Source organism: Bacillus sp. PK3-037 (assembly GCF_054161355.1).
The window spans coordinates 2,342,683-2,366,140 of the sequence record NZ_CP096408.1; the positions used below are offsets into that span (position 1 = coordinate 2,342,683).

General features: G+C 42.9%; 21 protein-coding genes. All 21 read right to left on the reverse strand.

Going from position 1 to position 23,458, the window contains the following annotated elements:
• Positions 1–49: 49 nt before the first annotated feature.
• Positions 50–964 carry a cell shape determination protein RodZ gene (rodZ, locus tag M1D69_RS11950; RefSeq protein ID WP_024121453.1) on the reverse strand — a complete coding sequence of 305 codons (915 nt, stop codon included), beginning with the start codon at positions 962–964 and terminating at the stop codon, positions 50–52.
• Positions 965–982: 18 nt separating this feature from the next.
• Positions 983–1,774 (reverse strand): DUF3388 domain-containing protein, encoded by a 792-nt coding sequence (locus M1D69_RS11955; protein ID WP_024121452.1) that lies wholly within the window; start codon positions 1,772–1,774, stop codon positions 983–985.
• Positions 1,775–1,903: 129 nt separating this feature from the next.
• Positions 1,904–2,161: a DUF3243 domain-containing protein gene (locus tag M1D69_RS11960; RefSeq protein WP_044155842.1), complete on the reverse strand. Its 258-nt coding sequence runs from the start codon at positions 2,159–2,161 to the stop codon at positions 1,904–1,906.
• A 79-nt stretch (positions 2,162–2,240) separates the two neighbouring features.
• Positions 2,241–2,969 (reverse strand): elongation factor P 5-aminopentanone reductase, encoded by a 729-nt coding sequence (gene ymfI, locus M1D69_RS11965; RefSeq protein WP_458105971.1) that lies wholly within the window; start codon positions 2,967–2,969, stop codon positions 2,241–2,243.
• A 51-nt stretch (positions 2,970–3,020) separates the two neighbouring features.
• Positions 3,021–4,307, reverse strand: coding sequence for an EF-P 5-aminopentanol modification-associated protein YfmH (yfmH, locus tag M1D69_RS11970; protein WP_458105970.1), 1,287 nt, complete (start codon positions 4,305–4,307; stop codon positions 3,021–3,023).
• Positions 4,304–5,581 carry an EF-P 5-aminopentanol modification-associated protein YfmF gene (yfmF, locus tag M1D69_RS11975; RefSeq protein WP_458105969.1) on the reverse strand — a complete coding sequence of 426 codons (1,278 nt, stop codon included), beginning with the start codon at positions 5,579–5,581 and terminating at the stop codon, positions 4,304–4,306. Before yfmF ends, yfmH begins: the two co-directional genes overlap by 4 nt.
• Positions 5,582–5,820: 239 nt before the next feature.
• On the reverse strand, positions 5,821–7,029 hold the full coding sequence (bcbE, locus tag M1D69_RS11980) for a bacillibactin exporter BcbE (protein WP_458105968.1): 1,209 nt from the start codon (positions 7,027–7,029) through the stop codon (positions 5,821–5,823).
• Positions 7,030–7,164: 135 nt separating this feature from the next.
• Positions 7,165–7,890: a GntR family transcriptional regulator gene (locus tag M1D69_RS11985; protein ID WP_059292764.1), complete on the reverse strand. Its 726-nt coding sequence runs from the start codon at positions 7,888–7,890 to the stop codon at positions 7,165–7,167.
• Positions 7,891–8,023: 133 nt separating this feature from the next.
• On the reverse strand, positions 8,024–10,393 hold the full coding sequence (gene spoIIIE, locus M1D69_RS11990; protein ID WP_458105967.1) for a DNA translocase SpoIIIE: 2,370 nt from the start codon (positions 10,391–10,393) through the stop codon (positions 8,024–8,026).
• Positions 10,394–10,522: 129 nt separating this feature from the next.
• The gene (locus M1D69_RS11995; protein WP_024121444.1) at positions 10,523–10,735 is read right to left on the reverse strand and encodes a YlzJ-like family protein; all 213 of its coding nucleotides are present in this window, start codon (positions 10,733–10,735) and stop codon (positions 10,523–10,525) included.
• Positions 10,732–11,469 (reverse strand): translocation-enhancing protein TepA, encoded by a 738-nt coding sequence (tepA, locus tag M1D69_RS12000; RefSeq protein WP_105954253.1) that lies wholly within the window; start codon positions 11,467–11,469, stop codon positions 10,732–10,734. The genes M1D69_RS11995 and tepA overlap by 4 nt, the downstream gene beginning before the upstream one ends.
• A 115-nt stretch (positions 11,470–11,584) precedes the next feature.
• A complete protein-coding gene (gene rnjB, locus M1D69_RS12005; RefSeq protein WP_458105966.1) occupies positions 11,585–13,252 on the reverse strand; it encodes a ribonuclease J2 in 1,668 nt (555 codons plus the stop codon).
• 177 nt (positions 13,253–13,429) lie between these two features.
• Positions 13,430–14,302: a 4-hydroxy-tetrahydrodipicolinate synthase gene (gene dapA / locus M1D69_RS12010; protein WP_024121442.1), complete on the reverse strand. Its 873-nt coding sequence runs from the start codon at positions 14,300–14,302 to the stop codon at positions 13,430–13,432.
• Between the two features lie 30 nt (positions 14,303–14,332).
• Positions 14,333–15,547: an aspartate kinase gene (dapG, locus tag M1D69_RS12015; RefSeq protein ID WP_024121441.1), complete on the reverse strand. Its 1,215-nt coding sequence runs from the start codon at positions 15,545–15,547 to the stop codon at positions 14,333–14,335.
• A 90-nt stretch (positions 15,548–15,637) separates the two neighbouring features.
• On the reverse strand, positions 15,638–16,678 hold the full coding sequence (gene asd / locus M1D69_RS12020) for an aspartate-semialdehyde dehydrogenase (protein WP_458105965.1): 1,041 nt from the start codon (positions 16,676–16,678) through the stop codon (positions 15,638–15,640).
• Between the two features lie 125 nt (positions 16,679–16,803).
• On the reverse strand, positions 16,804–17,406 hold the full coding sequence (dpaB, locus tag M1D69_RS12025; protein ID WP_069486540.1) for a dipicolinate synthase subunit B: 603 nt from the start codon (positions 17,404–17,406) through the stop codon (positions 16,804–16,806).
• Positions 17,407–17,408: 2 nt separating this feature from the next.
• Positions 17,409–18,302: a dipicolinic acid synthetase subunit A gene (gene dpaA, locus M1D69_RS12030; protein WP_458105964.1), complete on the reverse strand. Its 894-nt coding sequence runs from the start codon at positions 18,300–18,302 to the stop codon at positions 17,409–17,411.
• A 191-nt stretch (positions 18,303–18,493) separates the two neighbouring features.
• Complete coding sequence (locus tag M1D69_RS12035; RefSeq protein ID WP_010334291.1) at positions 18,494–18,751, reverse strand: YlmC/YmxH family sporulation protein; 258 nt, start codon at positions 18,749–18,751, stop codon at positions 18,494–18,496.
• Between the two features lie 78 nt (positions 18,752–18,829).
• The gene (locus M1D69_RS12040) at positions 18,830–20,059 is read right to left on the reverse strand and encodes a M16 family metallopeptidase (protein ID WP_458105963.1); all 1,230 of its coding nucleotides are present in this window, start codon (positions 20,057–20,059) and stop codon (positions 18,830–18,832) included.
• A 38-nt stretch (positions 20,060–20,097) separates the two neighbouring features.
• Positions 20,098–21,057, reverse strand: a complete 960-nt coding sequence (locus M1D69_RS12045) for a polysaccharide deacetylase family protein (RefSeq protein ID WP_458105962.1) — start codon at positions 21,055–21,057, stop codon at positions 20,098–20,100.
• Positions 21,058–21,172: 115 nt separating this feature from the next.
• Positions 21,173–23,290 carry a polyribonucleotide nucleotidyltransferase gene (gene pnp, locus M1D69_RS12050; protein WP_458105961.1) on the reverse strand — a complete coding sequence of 706 codons (2,118 nt, stop codon included), beginning with the start codon at positions 23,288–23,290 and terminating at the stop codon, positions 21,173–21,175.
• Positions 23,291–23,458: the final 168 nt, after the last annotated feature.

Here is a 23,458-nt window from a genome sequence, read left to right on the forward strand (position 1 = left end):
AAAGCCCCTCCAGTTTCATACTCGGACGTGAAGAAAAGTCATCTGGTGATTAAGATGACTTTTCTTCCTTTTTATTTACAATCTTTATTGTTTGTGCCATCACTTCTTTAGGATCAAGTTTATATGAAAGAACCTCACCGTTGATTTTTATTTTCAGGTTAGGTGCATATCCTGTGCGGATTTCAACTTGTTTCTGATCAGTTATGTCTTTTTTATACGTTTCGTCTTTTTTCAGTGTACCCTCTTTAAGAGAGCTGCTGTTTTCATCGCGCACTCGAATCCAAGAGCTGTCTGAAGCCTTCAGCTCAAGTTCGATTTTGTCAGCGCCGGACACTTCATAAGTTGTTACAGATCCTTCAGTGCCAGTTGCTTTCACCTCTAGTTTGTCACTGTCACTGTCTTCTTTTTTATCTTCTTTGTCTTTCGTTTCTTTTTTCGTGTCTGTCTCTTTTTCAGAGCTGTTGGTTTGATTCTCTTTCAGCGTTGAATCTTTAGGGATCTCATACTTGCTTTCACTTTTCGCGATTGATTTTTCTGATGCCGCATTGCTATTATCATCGTTTTTATGATTCGCAAACTGAATTATAGCGTAAACAATGGCGATCACGACAATCACGCCGAGAATCACAAGTATTGTAGGCAGCAATTCCAGCGCCTTAGAAGCAGGCTTTGGCATTTCCTTCTGCAGATTCATGCCGGAGATTTTTTCAGACACATCGTCATGATACGTATTCGGGATATCTTTTTTATGCTCCTCAAACAATTGGTCAGCATCAAGCCCAACGGCTTCCGCATATTGCTTGATGAAAGCCCGGACATAAAACTTACCCGGAATAATGTCATAATTTCCTTCCTCCAAGGCGGTTAAATACCTTTTTTGAATCTTAGTTGCCGCTTGGAGATCATCCAATGACATTGCTTTTTCCTCTCTGGCTTCTTTCAGCCGGATTCCTAGTTCAGTCACAACAAACACCTTCCAATTTTAAAAATCAAAGCTTGAAAACCCGGATTGATCAAACATTTGGGGTTCTTCAGCATGTTCATATGTAATAACCTCATCAGGATCATTTCTCAGTTCAATAATATAATCAAAGTCATCTAGTGTATACTCTGTATTTTGAACGAATATGTCCGGATGCTCCACCACTTTTGTAGCAGGCAGCCTCATGATTTCCCTCACCAGCTGCAGGTGGCGTTCTGATCCTCTTCTTGTCGATACAATGCCGTCAATGATAAAGACATTTTCAGTACTGTATTCATCGGCAATCAGCTGGCTTCTGATTGTCTGTTTCAGCAAGGTAGATGACACAAACAGCCACCTTTTGCTGGCGCATACGCTGGAAGCTACGATTGACTCCGTTTTCCCGACGCGCGGCATTCCCCGGATCCCGATTAATTTATGGCCTTCTTTTTTGAACAGTTCGGCCATAAAATCGACTAATAAGCCCAGCTCGTCCCGTTCAAAGCGAAATGTTTTCTTATCATCGGCATCCCTCTGGATGTACCGGCCGTGACGCACGGCGAGGCGGTCGCGAAGCCTTGGTTCTCTCAGCTTCGTTACTTTAATTGTTTCCATCGTTTTTAAGATTGATTCTAATCGTTTAATTTGATCTATATGGCGGCACCTGAGCAGCATTCCCCTTCTGGAAAGATCGACGCCGTTTATCGTTACGATGTTAATAGAAAGCATCCCGAGAAGAGATGAAATATCCCCGAGCAGTCCGGGGCGGTTCACTTGAATTTCATATTCAAAATACCATTCGAGCTTTGCCAAATGATATACCCCCTTCATTGTGGCAAAATTTTACCTTCCTTTATCATAAAGCATTTTTCTCTAATTAGAAAGAAGAATGTTGCTATGATGGGGAAAACATAAAAAAGAGAGGAAGAATCTCCTCTCTTCTTAATGAGTGCTGTTATTTTCAACAAGCTTAACCATCATATTGGCAATGGCGTGCTGTTCTTCTTTAGATGCTACGCTCCAAAGATCTGCCAGCACTTTTTCCTGCTCGTTCTTAGAATCCACTTCATTAGCCAGGTAACCGCCGATTTCTGTAGCAAGGTCAGTGATGGTATCCTGACTCATGCCTTTATCTTGCGCATAGTTTAAACGATCACCAAGGAAATTCTTCCAATTATCCCAGTTTTCTAATACTGACATGTGAGTTTCCTCCATTTCATGTGAAGTTACAAAATTATTTTGTCCTTCTTAAAAGAAACTATACACATTTTATTTTGCATCAGCAGTGCCAGCCGCCGTTAACTGACAGAATCTGTCCAGTAATATAGGAAGCTTTTTCAGACAGGAGAAATGCTGCCGCCTCGGCAACTTCTTTCGGCTGTGCAAGCCTGCCGATCGGGATTTCATCAGCGATCTCTTCTAATTCATCCGGATTGAATTGATTCATCATGTTTGTATCTACAGCACCCGGCGCTACTGCGTTGACCCTGATACCGCTTGGGGCCAGCTCCTTAGCCAGTCCTTTTACAAACGAGTGCTGCGCTCCCTTTGCCATGCTGTACAGCACCTCACACGATGCGCCAGTCTCTCCCCAAATAGAGCTGACTGCCACGATCGCTCCCGATTTGTTACGGATCATGCCTGGAAGAAGGTTTCTCGTCAGCATGTAAGGACTTGCCACATGCAGCTGAACCATTTCCTGTACCGTAGCATTATCTACATCAGTAATCAGCCCGAAATGGCTTCTGCCGCTGTTTAAAACGATCGCATCAACCGGCTGAACAATTGATTTTGTTAGTTCATCAGCGCCAGTGGGAGTGGAGAGATCTCCTTGCAACATATCAGCATATATGCCAAATGACCGTTTCAGTTTTTCAGCAAGCTCTGCTGCCGCGCTTTCATTCTGATTGTAGTGCAAAAGCAGATCATATCCCTCTGCTGCAAGCGATTCACTTATGCTTTTGCCGATACCGCCGCTCGCCCCGGTCACTAATGCTGTTTTTTTCATCCTCTTTCCTTCTTTCCGCAGAAAAACACCCCTCACTTGGAGGGATGCATGTTAAGATTTAGGAACCACTTTGCAGACAGTCAGTCTGTCCTCAGCAATTTCCTCTTGTATGATTTGCTGCACATCCTCAAGGGTGATCTGCTCGAGAACAGTTACGATATCAAACAGGCTCATCTCCAAAAATGCATAGCGAGTGAATTGGTTGGCGATGTATTCAGGTGAGTTTAATGCCTTTAAAAATGACCCGATTTTTTTCTTTCTGGCAAGTTCAATCTTCTCAGCGGTGATGATTTCACCGGCACGAAGCAGCTTGCCTGAAATGTCTTCAGCCAATTTATCCGGTTCAGGCGTGTCTCCGCCAATGGCCGCAAAACCGAACCCATATTCAGCCGTAAAATCAAAGCTGAACGTTTCATCTATATACCCTTTTTCATAAAGGGACTCATATTGGGCAGAGCTTTTGCCGAACAAAGATTCAAGCAATAGGTTCATTGTAAGTTCATGCTTGAGCAGCTCTTTCCCTAATTTATACGGATGCTTTGATTTCAGCCCGACGAGACATTTCGGTCCCTGAACATTCATTTTAATTTCTTTTTCTTTCCGGAAAACAGCTTCTTGTTCTTTTACTTCTTCCCGTTTAATTTCCGGCTGATCTGTATACGGTTTTCTTTCCTGATTTTCTCTTACCTGAGAAATGATAGCTTCAGGATCAACAGGGCCGACTATAAAGAGAAGCATATTGCTCGGATGATAAAACGTCTCATAGCATTCATAAAGAAGGTCCTTTGTGATATGGGATATACTTTCTACCGTGCCGGCTATGTCTATTTTAACAGGATGATCTTTGTACATGTTTTCAATCACCCCGAAGTAAAGCCTCCAGTCAGGGTTATCATCATACATGTTAATTTCCTGGCCGATAATACCTTTTTCCTTTTCCACCGTTTTTTCTGTAAAATAAGGATCCTGCACAAAATCAATCAGTGTCTCCAAATTGCGTTCCACATTAGAGGTGCTTGAGAATAGATAAGCCGTTCTTGTAAATGACGTGAACGCATTGGCAGAGGCACCCTGTTTACTGAAATCTTGAAAAACATCTCCATCAGCTTTTTCAAACAGCTTATGTTCAAGAAAATGGGCAATCCCGTCCGGAACTTGAACCATCTCGTCTTTTCCAAGAGGGGCAAACTGATTATCTATAGACCCGTACTTTGTTGTGAATACCGCATACGTCTTGTTGAAGCCTTTTTTCGGCAAAACGTATACGTCCAGGCCGTTTGACATTTTTTCATGATACAGCGTCTCCTGAAGCTGTTCAAATTCGATTGGTTTTATCAAGATGCACCCTCCGTCCCTTTTAAGAAATAAGTCGTATCAAGCTGAATCTTTTCGCCGACTTTTATGATGTCCTCTTTTGTCACCCGCTCAATATTGGCAAGGAAATCTTCGATCGGAATATCGACTTGGGCAGCGGCCTGCTGATATAAAAATTCAGATAAACCGTACGCAGTATCAATTGTTTCCAGCACCTGATTCCGAATCATGGCTTTCGTCTGTGAGATGTCTTGCTCACTGAACTCCCCGTTTTTCATAGCCTGAAATTGCTCGGCAATAATAGAGACGGCTTGTTTGTAGTTTTTTACTTCAATTCCTGACATCACCATTAATAAACCTTTAAAGCTGTCGATACGCGAGGCTGCGTAATAAGCGAGACTGGCTTTTTCCCGAACATTAATGAAAAGCTTTGAATGAGAAAAGCCGCCGAACATTCCGTTAAAAACTTGTAAAGCTGAATAATCCTGATCTGTAAAGGTAATATTGGTCCGATAGCCAATATTCAGCTTGCCTTGTTTGACGTCTTCTTCATCAATGACTTCTTTGGGCTCAGGTTGTTCAGTATGATTGTTTGCAAATGTTTCCAGGGTGCGTTCCTCTGTTTGAAAATATTGTTCAATAGCAGCTTGCACTTGTTTACTGTCAACATCGCCGACAACATATAAATCAAGCTGGTCTTTTTGGATCGCGTGTCGGTATGTTTCATATAATTGATCGGCCGTAATGGCATCAACATCGTCGATCTCACCATTGACGTGCAGCGAGTAAGGTTCGTTTTTACACATTTCCTGTATAAGCCTTAGATTAGAGTAACGCATTTTATCATCATAAACTGCTTGAATTCTTTGCTTCAGCGTTCGTTTTTCTTGATCCACATATTGCGATTGAAAAACGCCTGCTTCCAAAGCAGGTGAAAAGACGATTTCTGCGAGAAGCTGCAGCCCTTTTTCAAGGAGCGGCGTCTGATCTTTTAAATATTTTTCATTCGGAATTTCAAGTCTGAATGTAATCACATGCTGTTCACCTTTTTTCGAGAGATCAGCCGAAACAGACGTGCCGTAAAGTTCATCCAGATAAGAACGCAATTCTGCAGTTTTCGGACGGCTTTCTGTTCCTCGAAGCAGCACATGCGGGAACAGCGCTCTTTTCGTAACTTGCTCCTTTGTTAAAGGCGCCAGCATTTTAAAGATAAGCGAGACGGTTTTAAATTTTTCTGTTTCTACAATATGTGCGGTTAAACCGCCGTGCTTTGTTTTGACTTCATTGACATATGACATGTGAAACCTCCTTCGTTCATTTCTTATTAGTATGTATTATGACCAAATTTCAGCATTCGCAGAAACACACTTTCATGTAATTATAGCAACTGTAGGATTTATAAGGAAACAATAACCTCTTACGTATTAATTGTTCGTCCGCTATTGGAAATAAAAAAGAGCTTTTCCTGCTTGATGCCTCTTAATCACAAGTTTTCTGCCGAGATTCGCTATTTTTCTCAGCAAAAAAAGACGGTGTGTCAAACCGTCCCTAAGTTTTTTTCTTCTTCACTTTTTTTAGCATCTACATTAAAGAGCACCAAAAATAAGGAAACAATCCCGCAAAACGCGGAAAGAATGAAGATAAGCCAGCTTGCATTAGACATCAATGCCGCAAACACAGGCGGCCCGAGAGCTACTCCAATAAAGCGCATACTATTATAAAATGAGGAAATTGTTCCGCATTCCTCACTCTCAATCCCTTCTGTTATCAGCGCATCTAAAGCAGGAAGCGCCATTCCGATTCCAATTCCCCCAAAACTCAAAAAGATAAATAAAAAATAAAAACTGTGGTTCCACCACAAGCCGATAAAAGACAGGCTTAACATAATCATCCCTGTAACGACGCAAAATTTCATTCTTGCCTTATCTTTGCCGATCTTTTTACCCGCTATAAAAGAACTGCTGGACAGGAATAAAAGAGGTATCGCCAGCAGCCCGCCTTTGGCCACTCCGTCAATTGTATATTTATTCTCAAGCGTATCTGATAAGTAAAATAATACGCCAAATAATAAAAACATAATGACGCATCCAATAATAAAAACTGTGTAGAGCCATCGTCCATCCTGTTTAAAGATTTTTCGCACATTCTTGAGGAACTCTGAAATTGTAGGTGCATCCTCATCTTCTTCAGGCTTTTCGACCAGAAACAACACGAGCAAAAAGCTGATCAAACAGAAAAACGGAATAAACCAAAACGGGACGAACCAGTACCAGGAGGCAAGTAAGGCGCCCAGTATGGGACTCAGCACTTTTCCGGAGGTGTTAGCGGTCTCAATATCGCCAAGACCGGCACTGACCTTTTCATCATCTCCCTTAAACAGATCGCCGATAAACGGCATGACGATGGGAGCTGCACCCGCTGAACCGATGCCTTGAAGAACCCGTCCGGCCAAGATCATTGCGTAAGGATTGTCTATATATGTCGAAGCAAAAGCAGCCACAGCTCCCCCTATTCCCGCAATAAGAAGGCATGGGAGCAGCACTTTTTTTCTGCCAAATCTATCCGACAGGTACCCCGCGATCGGAATGCAAATGATCGCTACCACCGAATATACAGTGATAATTAATGACACTTGAAATGAACTGACCGACAGCTTTTTCTCCATCATCGGAAGCACGGGAATCAGCATGGAGTTCCCTAATGTCATAACAAGCGGTACGGAAGCCAGAGCAATAATATTTTTCATTCCTATTTTTTCTTTCAACATTTTCACCCATTCACTTTGTCATCCTTTATATCTTGCGTTAACCGCAGTGAAAGTATGTACAAAGAAACATAAACCAGGCAAATAAAAAAACAGACACATCACAGGCGTCTGTTTTTAGAATCGTTTACGCAAAACATGGAATCTGAATTTATCGGCTCTGAAATAATTTAATGAATAAAGCACCGGTTTATCATGCTGATCGTAATGCGTTTGTTTTAACAGCAAAAGAGCTGTTTCCGGATCGCATTCCAGCACTGGAGAAATCGTATCATGATAGCCGATCGGCTCAATATCAGTTACAGCGTAGCTGATCACAGAGCCTGAATTTTTCTCAAGCAGGTCAAACATAGACTCTTGCTGGTGAGAAAAAGAATCCGGCAATATATCCATCGGAATTTTGTCAATACAATACACAATCGGCTGTCCGTTTGCCGTTCTGACACGTTCAAGATAAAAAACTTCCTGGCCTGATGTCAGATGAAATCTCTTGATATCATCATCAGACGGCATAAGCACTTGAGATGAAAGAAAAATCGTTCCTGGAATCATATTAGCCTGTTCAATCATCTTGGTTACACTGTTCAGCTGTTCAATGCCCGAAAGAAATAACGGCTTAGAATGGACAAAAGTTCCTACACCATGCCTTCTGATAATCACATGCTCTTCTTCCAATATCCGCAGTGCTTCACGCAAAGTCGCCCGGCTGACACCAAGCTTTTTGGAAAGCTCAAATTCAGAAGGGAGCTTTTCTTTCTCAGTGTAGATTCCATTTTTAATATCCTCTTTTATTCGTTCAATCACTTTTAAATACAAGTGCCGATTATCAGCTTTTGTAGACATGTTTCCCCTCCGTAAACCACTTTCGATAAAAATTATTGAACAATTGGGACAACTATATCATGTTTTGTCGAAAAAATAAATAAAAAGGTGTACAGTTTACATAATGTTATTATTGTTATTGAACTCCCTTCATTTAAGAAGAGAGCTCATCATGTTTTTCTTTTGATATTAAGACTTCCCTTGGTTTGCTGCCTTCATACGGGCCAACTACGCCGCGTTCTTCCATTGCATCAATCAGGCGTGCCGCTCTCGTATACCCGATTCTGAACCTTCTTTGCAGCATCGATACGGATGCAGTCTGCATGCCGACGATTAATTCGACGGCTTCATCATAAAGGTCATCGGTAACCTCAGTATGGGTTTCCGTTGTTTCCTCAGGAATCATTTCTTCCTGATATTGAGCTTTTTGCTGCGTAATGACATGATCCACGACCTGCTCCACTTCTTCGTCTGACAAAAAGGCTCCTTGTACACGGACAGGTTTATTAGCCCCGACAGGTAAAAACAGCATATCTCCTCGTCCTAAAAGCTTCTCAGCGCCCCCCATATCCAGAATGGTCCTTGAGTCCGTCTGTGAAGAGACACTGAATGCGATTCGTGACGGAATATTTGCCTTGATGACCCCTGTAATGACGTCAACTGACGGACGCTGTGTCGCAATAATAAGATGGATGCCGGCAGCCCGTGCCATTTGGGACAATCTCGTAATCGAGTCTTCTACATCAGATGAAGCTACCATCATCAGATCAGCTAGCTCGTCCACAATGACCACGATATATGGAAGCTCCGGCTGTTTTGCCTCTCCCTCATTATTGGAGCGTTTTATATAATCATTGTACCCTTCAATATTTCTTGTTCCTGTATGAGAAAACAATTCGTATCGACGTTCCATTTCATTGACAACCTTTTTCAAAGCTTGTGATGCTTTTTTCGGGTCAGTTACCACCGGAGCAAGCAAATGCGGAATCCCATTGTACACATTCAGTTCAACCATTTTTGGGTCAATCATCATCATTTTCACTTCATGCGGTTTAGCGCGCATCAGAATACTTGTAATAATGCCGTTGACACAGACACTTTTTCCGCTCCCGGTCGCGCCTGCGACAAGCAAATGAGGCATTTTGTTTAATTCAGCAAGCACAGCTTCACCCGAAATATTACGGCCAAGTCCGATTAACAGTTTTGCATCAGGTCTGTCATTAAGTTTTGATTCAAGCACTTCCTTCAGCGATACCATAGCCACTTCCGCGTTTGGAACTTCTATTCCGATGGCAGATTTACCTGGAATAGGCGCCTCAATCCTGATGTCTTTTGCAGCTAACGCAAGCGCTAAATCGTCACTTAGGTTGACTATTTTGCTTACCTTTACTCCGACATCCGGATACACTTCATATTTCGTGACAGCCGGCCCAAGATGAACCTGTGTCACTTTCGCCTTTACGCCGAAGCTTTGGAAGGTGCGTTCCAGCTTTCTGGCATTTTCATAAATATTTTTTTTATCAGCCTGCTGGCCGGTATGCTTCGGATCAGCTAATAAATCTAATGACGGCATCTCATAATCTTTATTTTCAAGTTCTGTAAAAGTCATTGGCGGAGCTGCAGCCGTTTCATTAAGGTCAGCCTCGGACTGATTTTCCTGAAGCGGTTCTGCGGCCGGCTCAATTTGTTTTACTGCAGCTGCCGGAGGCTCTTCCGTTTCATTACGGTCTGAAAAGCTTGAGATAATCGGCTCTGAATGAATGAGAGGCGATACCATTTCCTGCTCCTCTTCTTCAGCAGCGGGCTCGGGCTCCATTTGCTGTTTTTTGCGCGCCGGCTTTTGTTTTTTACTGGTATTGGCTTTCACTTTTTTCGATGATTTCATATTTGTTTTGACTGATTTCATATCATCAATAAAAGCAAACCATTGTTCTTTGATGAAACGGCCGATCGGGCTCATCCACTTTTTCAGCGTTTCTTGAAGAGAACGCCCCGTGACCAGAATCATTCCGATCAAAATCATTACAATCGCCATAATTTGAGAACCTGTTGATGCAAACAAAAAGTGTGAAGCCGCAAACAGAAGCGCCCCGATCATCCCCCCGCCTAAATCAGGTGAAGCAGAGCTCCCATTCATGTCCATTAAAAATAATTCCCATGTATTGCGGATCACGCTGGCAGACTCAATGGATCCTCTGTTCGTCAAATTTTTAAACAGCTGTACATGAGAAAGCAGCAAAATGCTTGCAATGATGCAGTACAGCCCCGCCTTTCGTCTCGTTAAAAGACTCGGTGTTTTTTTCTTCCAAAATAGTGAAACCCCTAAAACGAATAAGCCTAACAAGCATAAAATAAACCACTCACCAGCGAAAAAACGGAACAAGTAGATAAAGGTTTGTCCCACTACACCAAGCTGTAAAATGGCGATAATTGAGATAGCAATGCACAGCAATCCGTTTAATTCAAATTTTATGTTGAGCTGTTTTGCCTGTTTTTTTCTCGATTTTCTTTTTTTCTTTGCCACACTCATCACCTTACTGCGTTAAAAAATGTAAGTTCATACATAATGAAGAAAGCAGCCGTTTACTGGCTGCATTTTTCTGTAGGATTCCCCTATTATAGCATATTTTGCCCTTAAAAAAGGGATGGAATCTTATACGTTTAATTTTAGCTTTTGTCCCGGAGAAATATCCGGATGCAGAAAGTGCATAGGATTAGTGCTCATGACTTGAATCACCTCTGCTTCATTACCTTTCATCTCGACAAGAAGCGGAACACCTCTATATTCAATTTGCTCGTGTGCACTTGGCTGTTGGTTCTGTTCCGCGAAAACAATTTCCTGCGGCATCGTGGTATACAAAATCATTGAATCATCCGTCCTTCTTCTTCTCTCGCTTCCTCGATCAGCTCATTTAATTTATGAATCGCTTGTCCGACTCCGCCGACGTGATCGATCAGTCCATACTCGACGGCATCCTTGCCGACGACATTTGTTCCAATATCGCGTGTTAAGTTTCCTTTTGAAAACATCAGCTCTTTAAACTTATCTTCATCTACATTTGAATGGCTTGTTACAAAGTTAACGACTCTTTCTTGCATCTTATCCAAGTACTCAAAGGTTTGAGGCACACCGATCACCAGTCCCGTCAGACGAACGGGATGAATCGTCATGGTAGCTGTTTCAGCGATATAGCTGTAATCACAAGATACCGCAATTGGTACACCGATGGAATGTCCTCCGCCAAGTACGATGGAGACGGTCGGTTTTGATAAAGATGCAAGCATTTCAGCAATTGCAAGACCCGCTTCTACATCTCCGCCGACTGTATTTAATATAATAAGCAAACCTTCAATTTTTGGATTCTGCTCAATGGCTACGATTTGCGGGATTACATGTTCATATTTTGTTGTTTTGTTTTGCGGAGGCAGCTGAACATGGCCTTCTATTTGTCCGATAATGGTCAGACAATGGATATTTGTATCTTGCGGCAGCTGCGGAAGTGTCGTTTCCCCTAGCTGCTGTATTTTATTCATAATGCTGTCTTTCGCATCATTTTTTTCGGGACGTTCTTCTTCTGTATTTTCCATACGATGATCCATTTCGCTTTCACCCTTTCCGAGTTTCTCTTTGTATTATGAACAAAGATCTTCAATTCAATCCCGGCTTAACAGGCAAAAAAATAAAGACCGGAACAGGTCCGGTCTTACGTTTACATTAGACTTCCATAATAATTGGGATGATCATCGGTTTACGTTTTGTTTTTTCATATAGGAATTGGTTCAAAGCATCTCGCATTGCCTGCTTAAGCGTTGACCATTCAACGTTTGATGTTTCAGTTGCTTCTGTCACGATAGAGCGTACAAGCTCAGTAGCCTGTACGATAAGGCCTTCAGACTCTCTTACATAAACAAAACCGCGTGTGATAATCTCAGGACCTGATACAAGATGTTTCTTTTGTTTATCAAGTGTAATGACAACAATCAGTATGCCGTCTTGTGAAAGTAAGCGGCGGTCTCTCAGCACAATATTTCCGATGTCGCCTACACCTAAACCGTCGATTAAAATATTGCCGTATGGCACTTTGTCACCGATCTTTACGTTTTGGCCGCGGAACTCGACAACGTCTCCTTTTTCAATTAAGAAGATATCACTGCGCTTCATGCCGATTTCTTCAGCGATTTTCGAATGAGCCTTTTGCATTCTGTATTCGCCGTTTACAGGAATTAAATATTTTGGTTTAAGCAGATTGATCATCAGCTTTAACTCTTCCTGTGAGCCGTGTCCAGATACATGCACACGCTTTTGGGCAAAAATGACTTGTGCGCCGGCTCTGGCAAGCAAATCAACTGTTTTAGAATAAATGAGTTCCTGCCCAGGGATCGGAGTGGATGCAATGACAACTGTATCCCCTTCTTCGATATTCAGCTGCTTATGAGCTTTGTTTGCCATTCTTGTCAGAGCTGCCAACGGTTCACCATGGCTGCCGGCAGTTACAATCGCTACTTCACGCTTCGGATATTTTTTGACGTCCTGAATCGAAATAAACAGTTCATCATCTGCTTCAATATATCCAAGCTTTCTTGCAAGCTGAAGGATCGATTGAAGGTTTTTTCCGGCAATGGCAATCTTTCTGCCATTTTGAGCCGCTGCATGAATGACTTGCTGAATCCGGTTAATATTGGATGCGAAAACGGCAATGATTACCCGGTTCTCTGAATTGTACAGCGCGTCCGAAATCTCTCCGCTGACAGCAGCCTCCGAAGGGGTGTAACCCGGACGTTCTGCATTAGCACTGTCAGAAAGCAGAGCAAGGACGCCGCTGTTGCCAATTTTGGCAATCTCGCCAATGTCGCACGATTGATTAAGTGCGGGTGTTTGGTCAAATTTGAAGTCTCCCGTGCATACAATAGATCCAAGTGATGTTTTTAAACTGACGCCTACTGAATCAGGGATACTGTGGATCGTATTAAAGAACGATACCTTTGTTGATTCAAATGTAATGACAGATTTTGAGTGAATTTCTCTTAAATCAGCTTTTCGGTTATGTCCGTATTGTTTTAATTTTTCTCTTAATAGTGCAAGCGTTAGCTTTGTTCCGTATACAGGAACAGACAGCTTGTTTAATAAGTAAAAAACGCCGCCGATATTCTCATCATGCCCATGTGTTAAAAAGATAGCCTTAACGCGTTCAGATCGTTCAATCAAATATGATATGTCAGGAATCACCACATCAATACCGAGCATTTCGTTTTCTGGATGCATAAGGCCGGCATCAACGACAAATATGTCTGAATCAATTTCAATGACATAAAGGTTCTTCCCAATCTCTCCGACACCGCCAAGGGCGATAATTCTAACGTTTTCTGTATTTTTCTTTTTCAAAATCTATATCCTCCTAGTCTCATACCCGTCCATCATCACTTGTTCCTATTATAACTGAAAGTAAATTTAGAAAACAAGATAAAGCAGAAGGTTTAGGGAAAACCAATATGTATAAGAAACGGTCAAACTCAGGTGGAATGAGAATGACCGCGTTTGTTTCACTGTATGAAATTTTTCTTACAGTTCGCTGATCGCGCTGCTTAAGCTCAGACGTTCATCTTCGTTTAATGGGATGAGAGGAAGACGCACTGAACCGACATCAAGGCCTTTCAGCTGAAGAGCTGTTTTCACAGGAGCCGGGTTAGGCGCTTTAAACAGTTCCTTCATAATCGGCAGCAGTTTCTGGTGAATCAGTGCCGCGTTAGCTGTTTGCCCATTTGTATAATTTTTGATCATTTGCTGCATATCAGAGCCTACGATATGGCTTGCGACTGAAACGACACCTCTTCCTCCTACTGACAGAACAGGAAGCGTCAAGGCGTCATCCCCAGAATAAACGGAGAAATCTTCAGGCGTTTCCGCAACAATTTTTGTAATCGCTTCGAGATCTCCGCTCGCTTCTTTAATCGCAACAACATTCGGAATATCCGCCGCCAAACGGATTGTTGTCTCAGGAGCAAGAGAAGCAACGGTGCGGCCCGGCACATTGTACAGCATAACCGGAAGAGATGTTTCAGAAGCAACAGCTTTAAAATGCTGATACATTCCTTCTTGTGAAGGTTTATTATAATACGGCGTAACAAGCATCACTGCATCCACGCCTGCTTCCTCAGCTTTTTTGGTCAGCTTAATGGAATCTTTCGTATTGTTGCTGCCAGTACCCGCAATGACAGGCACCCGGCCGTTCACTTCTTTGACCGTATATTCAAATAACGCTATTTTTTCTTCTGTTGAAAGGGTTGGCGATTCTCCTGTTGTTCCCGCTACTACTAAAGAATCTGTTCCATTTTTCAACAAGTAATCAATCAGTGTAGACAATTTTTGAAAGTCTACATTTCCTTTATTGTCAAAAGGTGTAATCATAGCTGTAGACACATTTCCGAAATTCATTTTTTTCACCTCATCATGATTCAATCACATTTACTTAGAAAGTTCAAACACTTCATGCAAAGCGTTTACAGCAGGAACCATGTCCTCTTCATGGACAAGCACCCAGATGGTCGTGTGGCTGTCCGCCGACTGCAGAATAGGAATCTCTTTCTCTGATAGAGCTGTCACAATTTTAGACGTTACACCCGGGACGCCCATGATACCGGCACCGACCGCCGACACTTTTGCGCAGTTTTTCGTCACCATCGGGTCATAGCCCATATCCATTAAGATGCGCTGAGCTGTTTCCGTCTTGTTCCCAGCCACCGTATAAACGATTTCACTAGGTGTAATGTTAAAGAAATCAACGCTGATCCCTGCACTCGCCATCGCTTTAAAAACTTCCGTCTGAACGTTATACTGACCGATTTTTGAAGGCACTTTGAACTGTGTGACATCTTTGACATGGGCAATTCCGGTAATCAGCCGTTCAAAAACATCACTGCCGACATTGGAAGAATGATGTGATGTCACCAATGTGCCTTTATCTTTGGAATATGTTGAGCGGACGCGAATCGGAACCTTAGCCTGCATCGCAATCTCCACAGCTCGCGGATGAATCACTTTCGCTCCCTGGTACGCCAGGTTGCAGATTTCTGTATATGTTACCACAGGAAGCGGTTTCGCGTTTTCCACTACTCTCGGATCAGCAGTCATCACACCTTCAACATCTGTAAAAATATCGATGTATTCAGCGTCAATTGCCGCCCCAAGTGCAGCTGCAGATGTATCGCTGCCCCCTCTTCCGATCGTTGTTGTATCTCCCTTTTCAGTAGCGCCTTGGAATCCTGCGACGACTACTGCGTCATGATTCGCAAGCACACTGAATAAACGCTCCGGTTTCATTTCAAGGATTTTCGCATTTGTATGCTGATCATTCGTTAAGAACCCAGCCTGAGCCCCTGTCAGCGCAGATGCTTTTACACCGTTATCCAGCAGCATGCTCGTAAAGACGACAGAAGAAATCGTCTCTCCGCATGATAAAAGCAGATCCTGCTCTCTCGGGGAAATCGCAGACTGGTCGCCGTAAAGCAGTCCCAACAGAGAGTCTGTTGCGTACGGATCACCCTTCCGGCCCATCGCAGAAACGACAACGACAACCTTATATCCTTCACTGATTGCTTCTTTAATGTGCTCTAAAGCCAGTTTACGGCCTTTGTCATCTTTTACAGATGTCCCGCCAAACTTCTGAACAATTATCTTCACTGTTTTCACTCCAAATTATTCGGACGTAACAGAAGAGAGCAGGCTATTTGCGCCTTACTCTCTTCTATTCGTCTTGGGAAATTCTTTCTTTTATACGAGGTTTAGTTTTTTCAGGCTTTCTGCAATTTGAACAGAGTTCCATGCCGCGCCTTTTAATAGGTTATCAGAAACTACCCATAAATGAAAACCGTTTGCTCTGTCCAAATCTTTGCGGATGCGGCCTACAAACACATCGTTTTTGCCGACTGCATCGGCAGGCATCGGATAAAGCTGCTGGCTTGGGTCGTCCTGAAGTGTAATGCCAGGAGCTTCTTTTAATAGATTTTTAATATCTTCCACAGTAGCGTCATCTCGGTCTACTTCGATGTAAACGGACTCTGAATGGCCGGTTTCAATCGGAAGTCTCACACATGTAGCCGCTACTTGAAGCTCAGGCATGTGCATGATTTTTTTCGTTTCATTTATCATTTTCATTTCCTCAAACGTATAGCCGTTATCTTGGAATTTATCAATTTGCGGAACCGCATTGAAAGCGATTTGATAGTGTTTTTTATCCCCTTTTACAGGCATAATCTCTGGTTTGATTTCTTCGTTGTTCAAAATCGCCTCTGTTTGGCTGTACAGCTCTTTTACAGCTTCATTTCCCGCTCCTGATACCGCTTGGTAAGTTGATACGATAACTTTGTTTAAGCCGTAAGCTTTGCGGATCGGTTCCAGCGCAGCCACCATTTGAATTGTAGAGCAGTTAGGGTTGGCAATAATGCCGTTGTGTTCGTGTAAGTCTGCCTCGTTAACTTCAGGCACAATAAGCGGTGTATTTTCGTCCATGCGGAACGCACTTGTATTATCTATAACAATAGCGCCGCGTTTTACAGCTTCGGGTGCCAATGCCTGTGATACGCTTCCGCCGGCGCTGAACAAAGCAATATCTACTCCTTCAAAGCTTTCAGGAGAAGCTTCCTGTACAGTCAGCTCTTGGCCTTTAAACGTGACTTGGGTACCAGCAGAGCGTTTTGAAGATAGCAATGTAAGTGTGTCCATTTCAAAATTTCTGTCTTCAAGTGTTTTAAGCATTTGTTGTCCTACAGCTCCTGTCGCTCCGACAACAGCTACGTGTAAACCTCTTCCCATCTGTAAAACTCCTTCCGCCAATCAGCTTCATTGAATTGATTTGACTATAATTTTACGTTTTATTTTACCATAGAATATGCGGGTAATGATCGAAATTTTTTGTTTGGGAAAGATTTTCTGTATATTTAGTCATTTCCCTGATAATTATCAACGAGAATCGGCTGAAGCTGCTGATGCATCAGCGCCTTTTGAACGGTTTGAGGAAGCAGATCCATTTTGGCAACCATTGAATTCGGTTTTTTGAAGGGATCGTCTTGCCCAAATGGAATAAAGAAGATATTTTTGGTAGACATGAGCCTCATTAGGTTTGAGCCGTTTAAACCGAGAGCGTCATTTGTTGATATACCGAGAACGACCGGCCGATTGTTTCTGATTGTTGCTTTTGCAGCCATCAGTACAGGGCTGTCTGTCATGGCGTTGGCGAGCTTGCTCATCGAGTTTCCGGTTAAAGGAGCAATTACCATGCAGTCCAGCGGAAGCTTTGGCCCGAGGGGTTCAGCCTTTACAATTGAATCAATTGCCTCATATCCGGTAAGGTCTTCAATCTTTTTAACCCATTCCGCTCCTTCTCCAAAGCGTGTATCAGTCGATTTTACAGTAAATGTGACAACCGGCCGGACTTCCGCTCCTTCATTGACTAGCGCCTCAATTTGCGGAAACACCGCTTCATATGTGCAATGCGAGCCTGTCAGTCCAAATCCGATTCTTTTCCCTTTTAGTGACGACATTCTTATTTCCCCTCCTCAGCATGTAGTTCAGCCAAAAGCTTGCTCAAGACATTGGCGAGGATCTGCCCGGCTGTTTTAGGAGCGACAATCCCCGGCAAACCAGGGGCAAGGAGTGCCTTAATCCCTTGTTTTTCAGCATATTTAAAATCGGTTCCGCCGGGACGTGAAGCCAGATCCAATATTAAGGTTTTCGGTGTCATGCGAGAAAGCACAGTTTGATTCAAAATCATGCTCGGTATGGTATTAATACAAATATCTATATCTTTGACATGCTCTTTGAGTTCATCAGTGTGAAACGGAACGAGCCCCATTTCGGTGATGCGCGCCAGATGCGCTGAACTTCTTGCCCCGACCTTTACATTCGCTCCAAGCGCGGCAAATGTACGGGCGATCGTCATTCCGGTGCGTCCCAGCCCGAGAACCGCCACCTGAGATCCGTGTATCGTATAATCTGTGTGCTGAATGGCCAGCATGATGGTTCCTTCTACTGTCGGAATAGAATTGTATATCGCAATGTCATCCCGCTCAAACAGCTTAACAAGTTTTCTGTTTGCTTGAGCTGCAATGTTTTCTAAATAGGCGTTAGAAATCCCTGAGAAAATGACACAGTGTGCAGGCGTTTGATTGAGGTGCTCCTGTTTTAAAACAACTTCTTCATTTGAAAATACGGTTGATACGACACCTTCTCCTGTTGTCGCAGACACAGGAAGAATGATACTGTCTATTTGCTGATAAGGAATTTCATCAATGTTGCATTTTACAGCTCCGGTAAAACCGTGATCCAATTGGTCAAAACCGACGAGATAGATGTCAGTCTGCTGTTCAGTGAGCTTTCTAATAATTTCGAGCTGTCTTGCGTCACCGCCGATAACTGCAATTTTCAATCCGGTTAACATGTTAAACGTTCACCTTCTTTGTATATACTGGATCCCTAGCTGTTAAGCTCCCCTTCATCTTATGATCAAAAGGAAATAGCGGTGAATTAAAACATACGCTTTTTTCACACAAAAAAACATCGGCTGATTCAGCCGATGTTTGGATGTTTTCATGAAAGCCCATGACCTGCAGAGTTGGGCTTTTTCTATAGTTACTCTTGGTGAGGAGAAATTTCCTCAGGGACATCTAAAATGATCATATCTGATCCGATCTTTTGAATATGATTCCAGGGGACACGAATGTCTTGACCGTGTTTTCTCAAACCAAACCATTTGACTGTCGGAATGAGGAGCGCTGTGATCTGACCATCCTGTTCATTGATTTCTAAATCGGTCTGACCCAGTACTCCCAGCCGTTCAGCTCTTTTGATGTCGACAATTTCCTTCCCGGATAATTCACTGAGTCGCATCTCTGTCACCCCCTTGTACTATGTATGATCAAAAGGATAAAAAAATGCCTGCTCCGTTTCAGGGCAGGCATTTCAGATTTATGACGGCATATTGCCGGAAGGGCTGATAAGAGCCAGAGAATAGTCATTCGTAAACATTTGTCTGGCAAGACCGTTGACACGTTCTAAGTTTACAGCGTTTAATTCATTAATAATTTCGTCTAATGTTTTGTGTTTTCCGAGCAGCAGTTCATTTTTACCGTTTCGGCTCATTTTGCTGTTCGTGCTTTCTAAGCTCAGCATTAGGCTTCCCTTCATTTGCTCCTTGCTGTTTTCCAGCTCTTTCGGTGTTATGCCGTCGCGCTTTAATGTTGCAAGGGTTTCTTGAATGGTTTCTGACAGCTGCTGAAGCTGATTTGCACCTGTTCCGCCATAAATAGTGAGCATGCCGCTGTCCTCATATGAGCTGTGATAGCTGTAAACAGAATAAGCGAGCCCTTTATCTTCACGAACATCTTGGAACAGGCGGCTGCTCATGCTGCCTCCGAGCACATTATTGAGGACGATCAAATCATAAATCTTTTCATGACCGACTTCCAGCCCTTTAAATCCCAGACATAAATGGGCTTGTTCTGTTTCTTTTTTTCTTGTGAGTTTTTCTGTATGGAATCCGGGCTTCTGTAGACCTGTCGCTTTGCCTTTTGCCTCGTATGATCCGAACCATTTTTCTACATTTTTTATAAAGCTTTCTGAAATATTACCCGCTACAGAAATAACGACACGGTCCGGCGTATAATAATCATGCATGTATTGTCTGAGAGAGTCGCCGTTAAAGGAATCAAGCGTTTCCTCTGTGCCTAGAATCGGATAGCCTAAAGAATGATTCCCGTACGTGGCTTTGCTCAGTAAATCATGGACAATATCATCGGGCGCGTCTTCATACATTTTTATTTCTTCGTAAACCACATTTTTTTCTTTTTTCAGCTCGTTTTCATCAAAAGTGGAATGAAAGAACATATCTGCTAATACGTCAAGTGCGTAATTCGCATGCTCATCAAGCACCTTTGCATAATAGCAGGTATATTCCTTTGAGGTAAACGCATTGACCTGACCGCCAATACGATCAAAAGATTCTGCTATCTCACGTGCAGATCTTGTGCTCGTCCCTTTGAAGAACATATGCTCCAAAAAGTGGGAAATCCCATTTATCTCCGGCGTTTCGTGCCGCGAGCCTGTACCAATCCAAACGCCGATCGCGACAGAACGGACTGTCGGGTTATTTTCAAGCACAACTCTTACACCATTTTGACACGTATATCGTTTAATCAAATTTGTTCCTCCTATTCAAAGACTGGCTGCCTGCCCTGTTACTTCAACAGTCTTGTTTCATCCATTAGTTCAGTGACTGTTCCAAGCGCATATCCTTTATCTTTTATCTTTGTAATCAGCGCTTCAAGACTTTCCGCCGTGGGATCGGTCGGATGCATTAAAATCATGGCACCATTATGTATCTTGCTTAACACCCGCGTTTGAAGTACAGACGGAGCCGGTTTTTTCCAGTCGATTGTATCAACTGTCCACATCACTGTTCCCATATGTTTCTCAGCTGCAATGTCAACAACCGCTTTCCTGAAACTCCCGCTTGGCGGAGCGAACCATTTCGGCTTGACGCCGAGCGTTTTTTCTATTTGCTCATTCGTCTTGTCGAGCTGTTCGGAAATTCTTCCTGTAGTCAGTTTGCTCATATCCGGATGATTGTATGAATGATTTCCGATTTCATGTCCTTTTTCCGCAATCTTTTTAGCCAGCTGTTCATTGTTTTTCACCCAATTGCCTTCCAGAAAAAACGTAGCCTTCACGTTATGCTTTTGAAGGATAGGGAGCATTCTTTCCAAATATTCGTTTCCCCATGCCACATTAATTAAAAAAGCCACCATCGGTTTTTCCGGATTCCCTTTGTAAATAGGCTCTGGCTGAAGAGACTCAAGATGAACGCTTGGTTTTACTTGACTGTACACTAAATCGTTTTCCCGAAACTCACCGTGCTTTTTCATTTTTTTATATGATTTTTCAACATTGACCTTTAAACCATTGTAACCGGGAATGCTTTTCCACACCTTGTCTATCCTTGCATTCTGAGGCTTTACTTCATAATCTGGCGCCTTTTGAAGCAATTCTTCATATAACGGGTCTTTGGACGCCGAGACGGTCACCGTATCTTGTTTCATTGCCCCTATATAATCAAGTGTGTGCGGATTTTTCATCATCTCGAATGAAACAAAAAAAAGAAATAAAAAAACGGCAAACGGTACAAATTTTTTGTACATGTTCTGTCCCCCCTCACCTCACATTATGAAGGAGAAGGACAAGGTAGAACCCGCTTGCTTTTTAAAGCGTCAAAATAAAGAAGCCGGGTCTCCCAGGCTCCTTTTATGTTTTCATTTAAGATTTTTGTTCTTCTTTTTCTTTCTCTTCACGGAGCACTGCTTTACGAGACAAGTTGACCCGTCCTTGCTTATCGATTTCTGTAACCTTCACAAGAATCTCGTCTCCGATTTTGACAACATCTTCAACTTTTCCTACGCGCTCAAGCGCAAGCTCTGAAATGTGCACCAAACCATCTTTTCCGCTGAAAATTTCAACGAAAGCACCGAACTTTTCAATTCGTTTCACTTTACCTAAGTAAAGCTGGCCGACTTCAACCTCTCTGACGAGGTCTTCGATGATTTTCTTCGCTTTTTGGTTGCTGCTTTCAACTGTCGATGAAATAAAGATTGTGCCATCCTGCTCGATATCAATTTTAACACCGGTCTCTTCGATGATTTTATTGATTTGTTTTCCGCTAGGTCCGATGACATCGCGGATTTTATCAGGATTAATAGCCATTGTTAAAATCTTAGGCGCATATTGAGAAAGCTCTTTTCTTGATTCGCTTAAAGTAGCAAGCATACTGTTGAGGATTTCCATTCTTCCTTTTTTCGCCTGCTGAAGCGCTTCTTCAAGAATCTCTCTGGAAAGGCCTTCAATTTTAATGTCCATTTGCAGCGCCGTTACGCCCTTTGCAGTTCCGGCAACTTTAAAGTCCATGTCTCCAAGCGCATCTTCCATGCCTTGAATATCAGTCAGAACAGTATAATGCTCGCCTGATTTGACAAGTCCCATTGCAATACCTGCGACTGGTGCTTTAATCGGTACACCGGCATCCATCATCGCAAGTGTGCTTGCACAGATACTTGCCTGAGAAGTGGAACCGTTTGATTCAAGCACTTCAGATACAAGACGGACAGTATAAGGGAAGTCTTTTTCAGACGGAATAACAGGCTCAAGCGCACGCTCACCAAGAGCTCCATGTCCGATTTCACGGCGTCCCGGTCCGCGCATCGGTCCGGTTTCCCCGACGCTGAATTGCGGGAAGTTGTAATGATGCATAAATCGTTTCGATTCTTCGACACCTAAACCATCAAGGATTTGCACATCTCCGAGAGCACCTAACGTACAAACGCTGAGAGCCTGAGTCTGTCCTCTTGTGAACAATCCGGAACCGTGTGTTCTCGGCAAGAGGCCAACCTCAGAAGAAAGCGGGCGGATTTGATCGACTCCGCGGCCGTCAGGTCTTACTTTCTCTTCAGTAATCAGGCGGCGCACTTCATTTTTGACAAGCTTGGACAAAATCTGTTTGACTTGTTTAATTGTTTCCTCGTCATGCTCATCATCCTCGAATTTTGCCACAACTGTGTTTTTCACTTCATTAATGGCATCTTCACGGGCATGTTTTTCATGAACCTGGATTGCTTTCAGCAGATCTTGCTCTGCTAAAGCCTTAACTTTTTCACTCAGCTCTTCATCAATTTCATAAAGCTTAATTTCTGATTTTTCTTTGCCGACAGCTGCAACAATTTCTTCTTGGAATGCAATCAGGCGTTTAATCTCATCATGGCCGAACATAATCGCTTCTAGCATCGTTTCCTCAGGAACTTCGTCTGCTCCTGCTTCCACCATGTTAATTGCATCTTTAGTTCCGGCAACGACAAGATTGATATCACTTTTCTCAAGCTGATCAACCGTCGGGTTAATAACAAATTGATTGTCAATGCGTCCGACAGTTACCCCTGCAATCGGTCCTTCAAACGGGATGTCTGATACAGAAAGTGCAAGCGATGAACCGAACATAGCAGCCATTTCTGAAGAGCAGTCTTGATCAACACTCATGACGATGCTGATGACTTGAACTTCATTACGGAATCCATCGGCGAACAAAGGCCGGATCGGACGGTCGATTAAACGGCTCGCCAAAATGGCTTTTTCACTTGGACGTCCTTCTCTTTTAATAAACCCGCCAGGTATTTTACCTACCGCATACAATCTTTCCTCGTAGTTTACAGTAAGCGGGAAGAAATCAAGCGGTTTCGGTTCTTTTGAAGCGGTTGCTGTACTGAGTACTGCTGTATCGCCGTAGCGAACCATAACAGCACCATTTGCCTGTTTGGCAAGCTGGCCGGTTTCAACAGTAAGCGTTCTTCCGGCCCAATCTATGGTAAAGACGTGTTTTTCTTGTCCCATACGATTACGAACTCCTCTCTTCGTTGTGTGAAATAATCAATTACTCCTATTATGAACGAAATGGATTGAACATATCAATGTCAAAGTAGTATGTAAAAGGATTTCAATGATTGGTTATAAAAATTTTTTCGCTTTTATACGATAAAAAAGCGGGAATCCTCCCGCTTT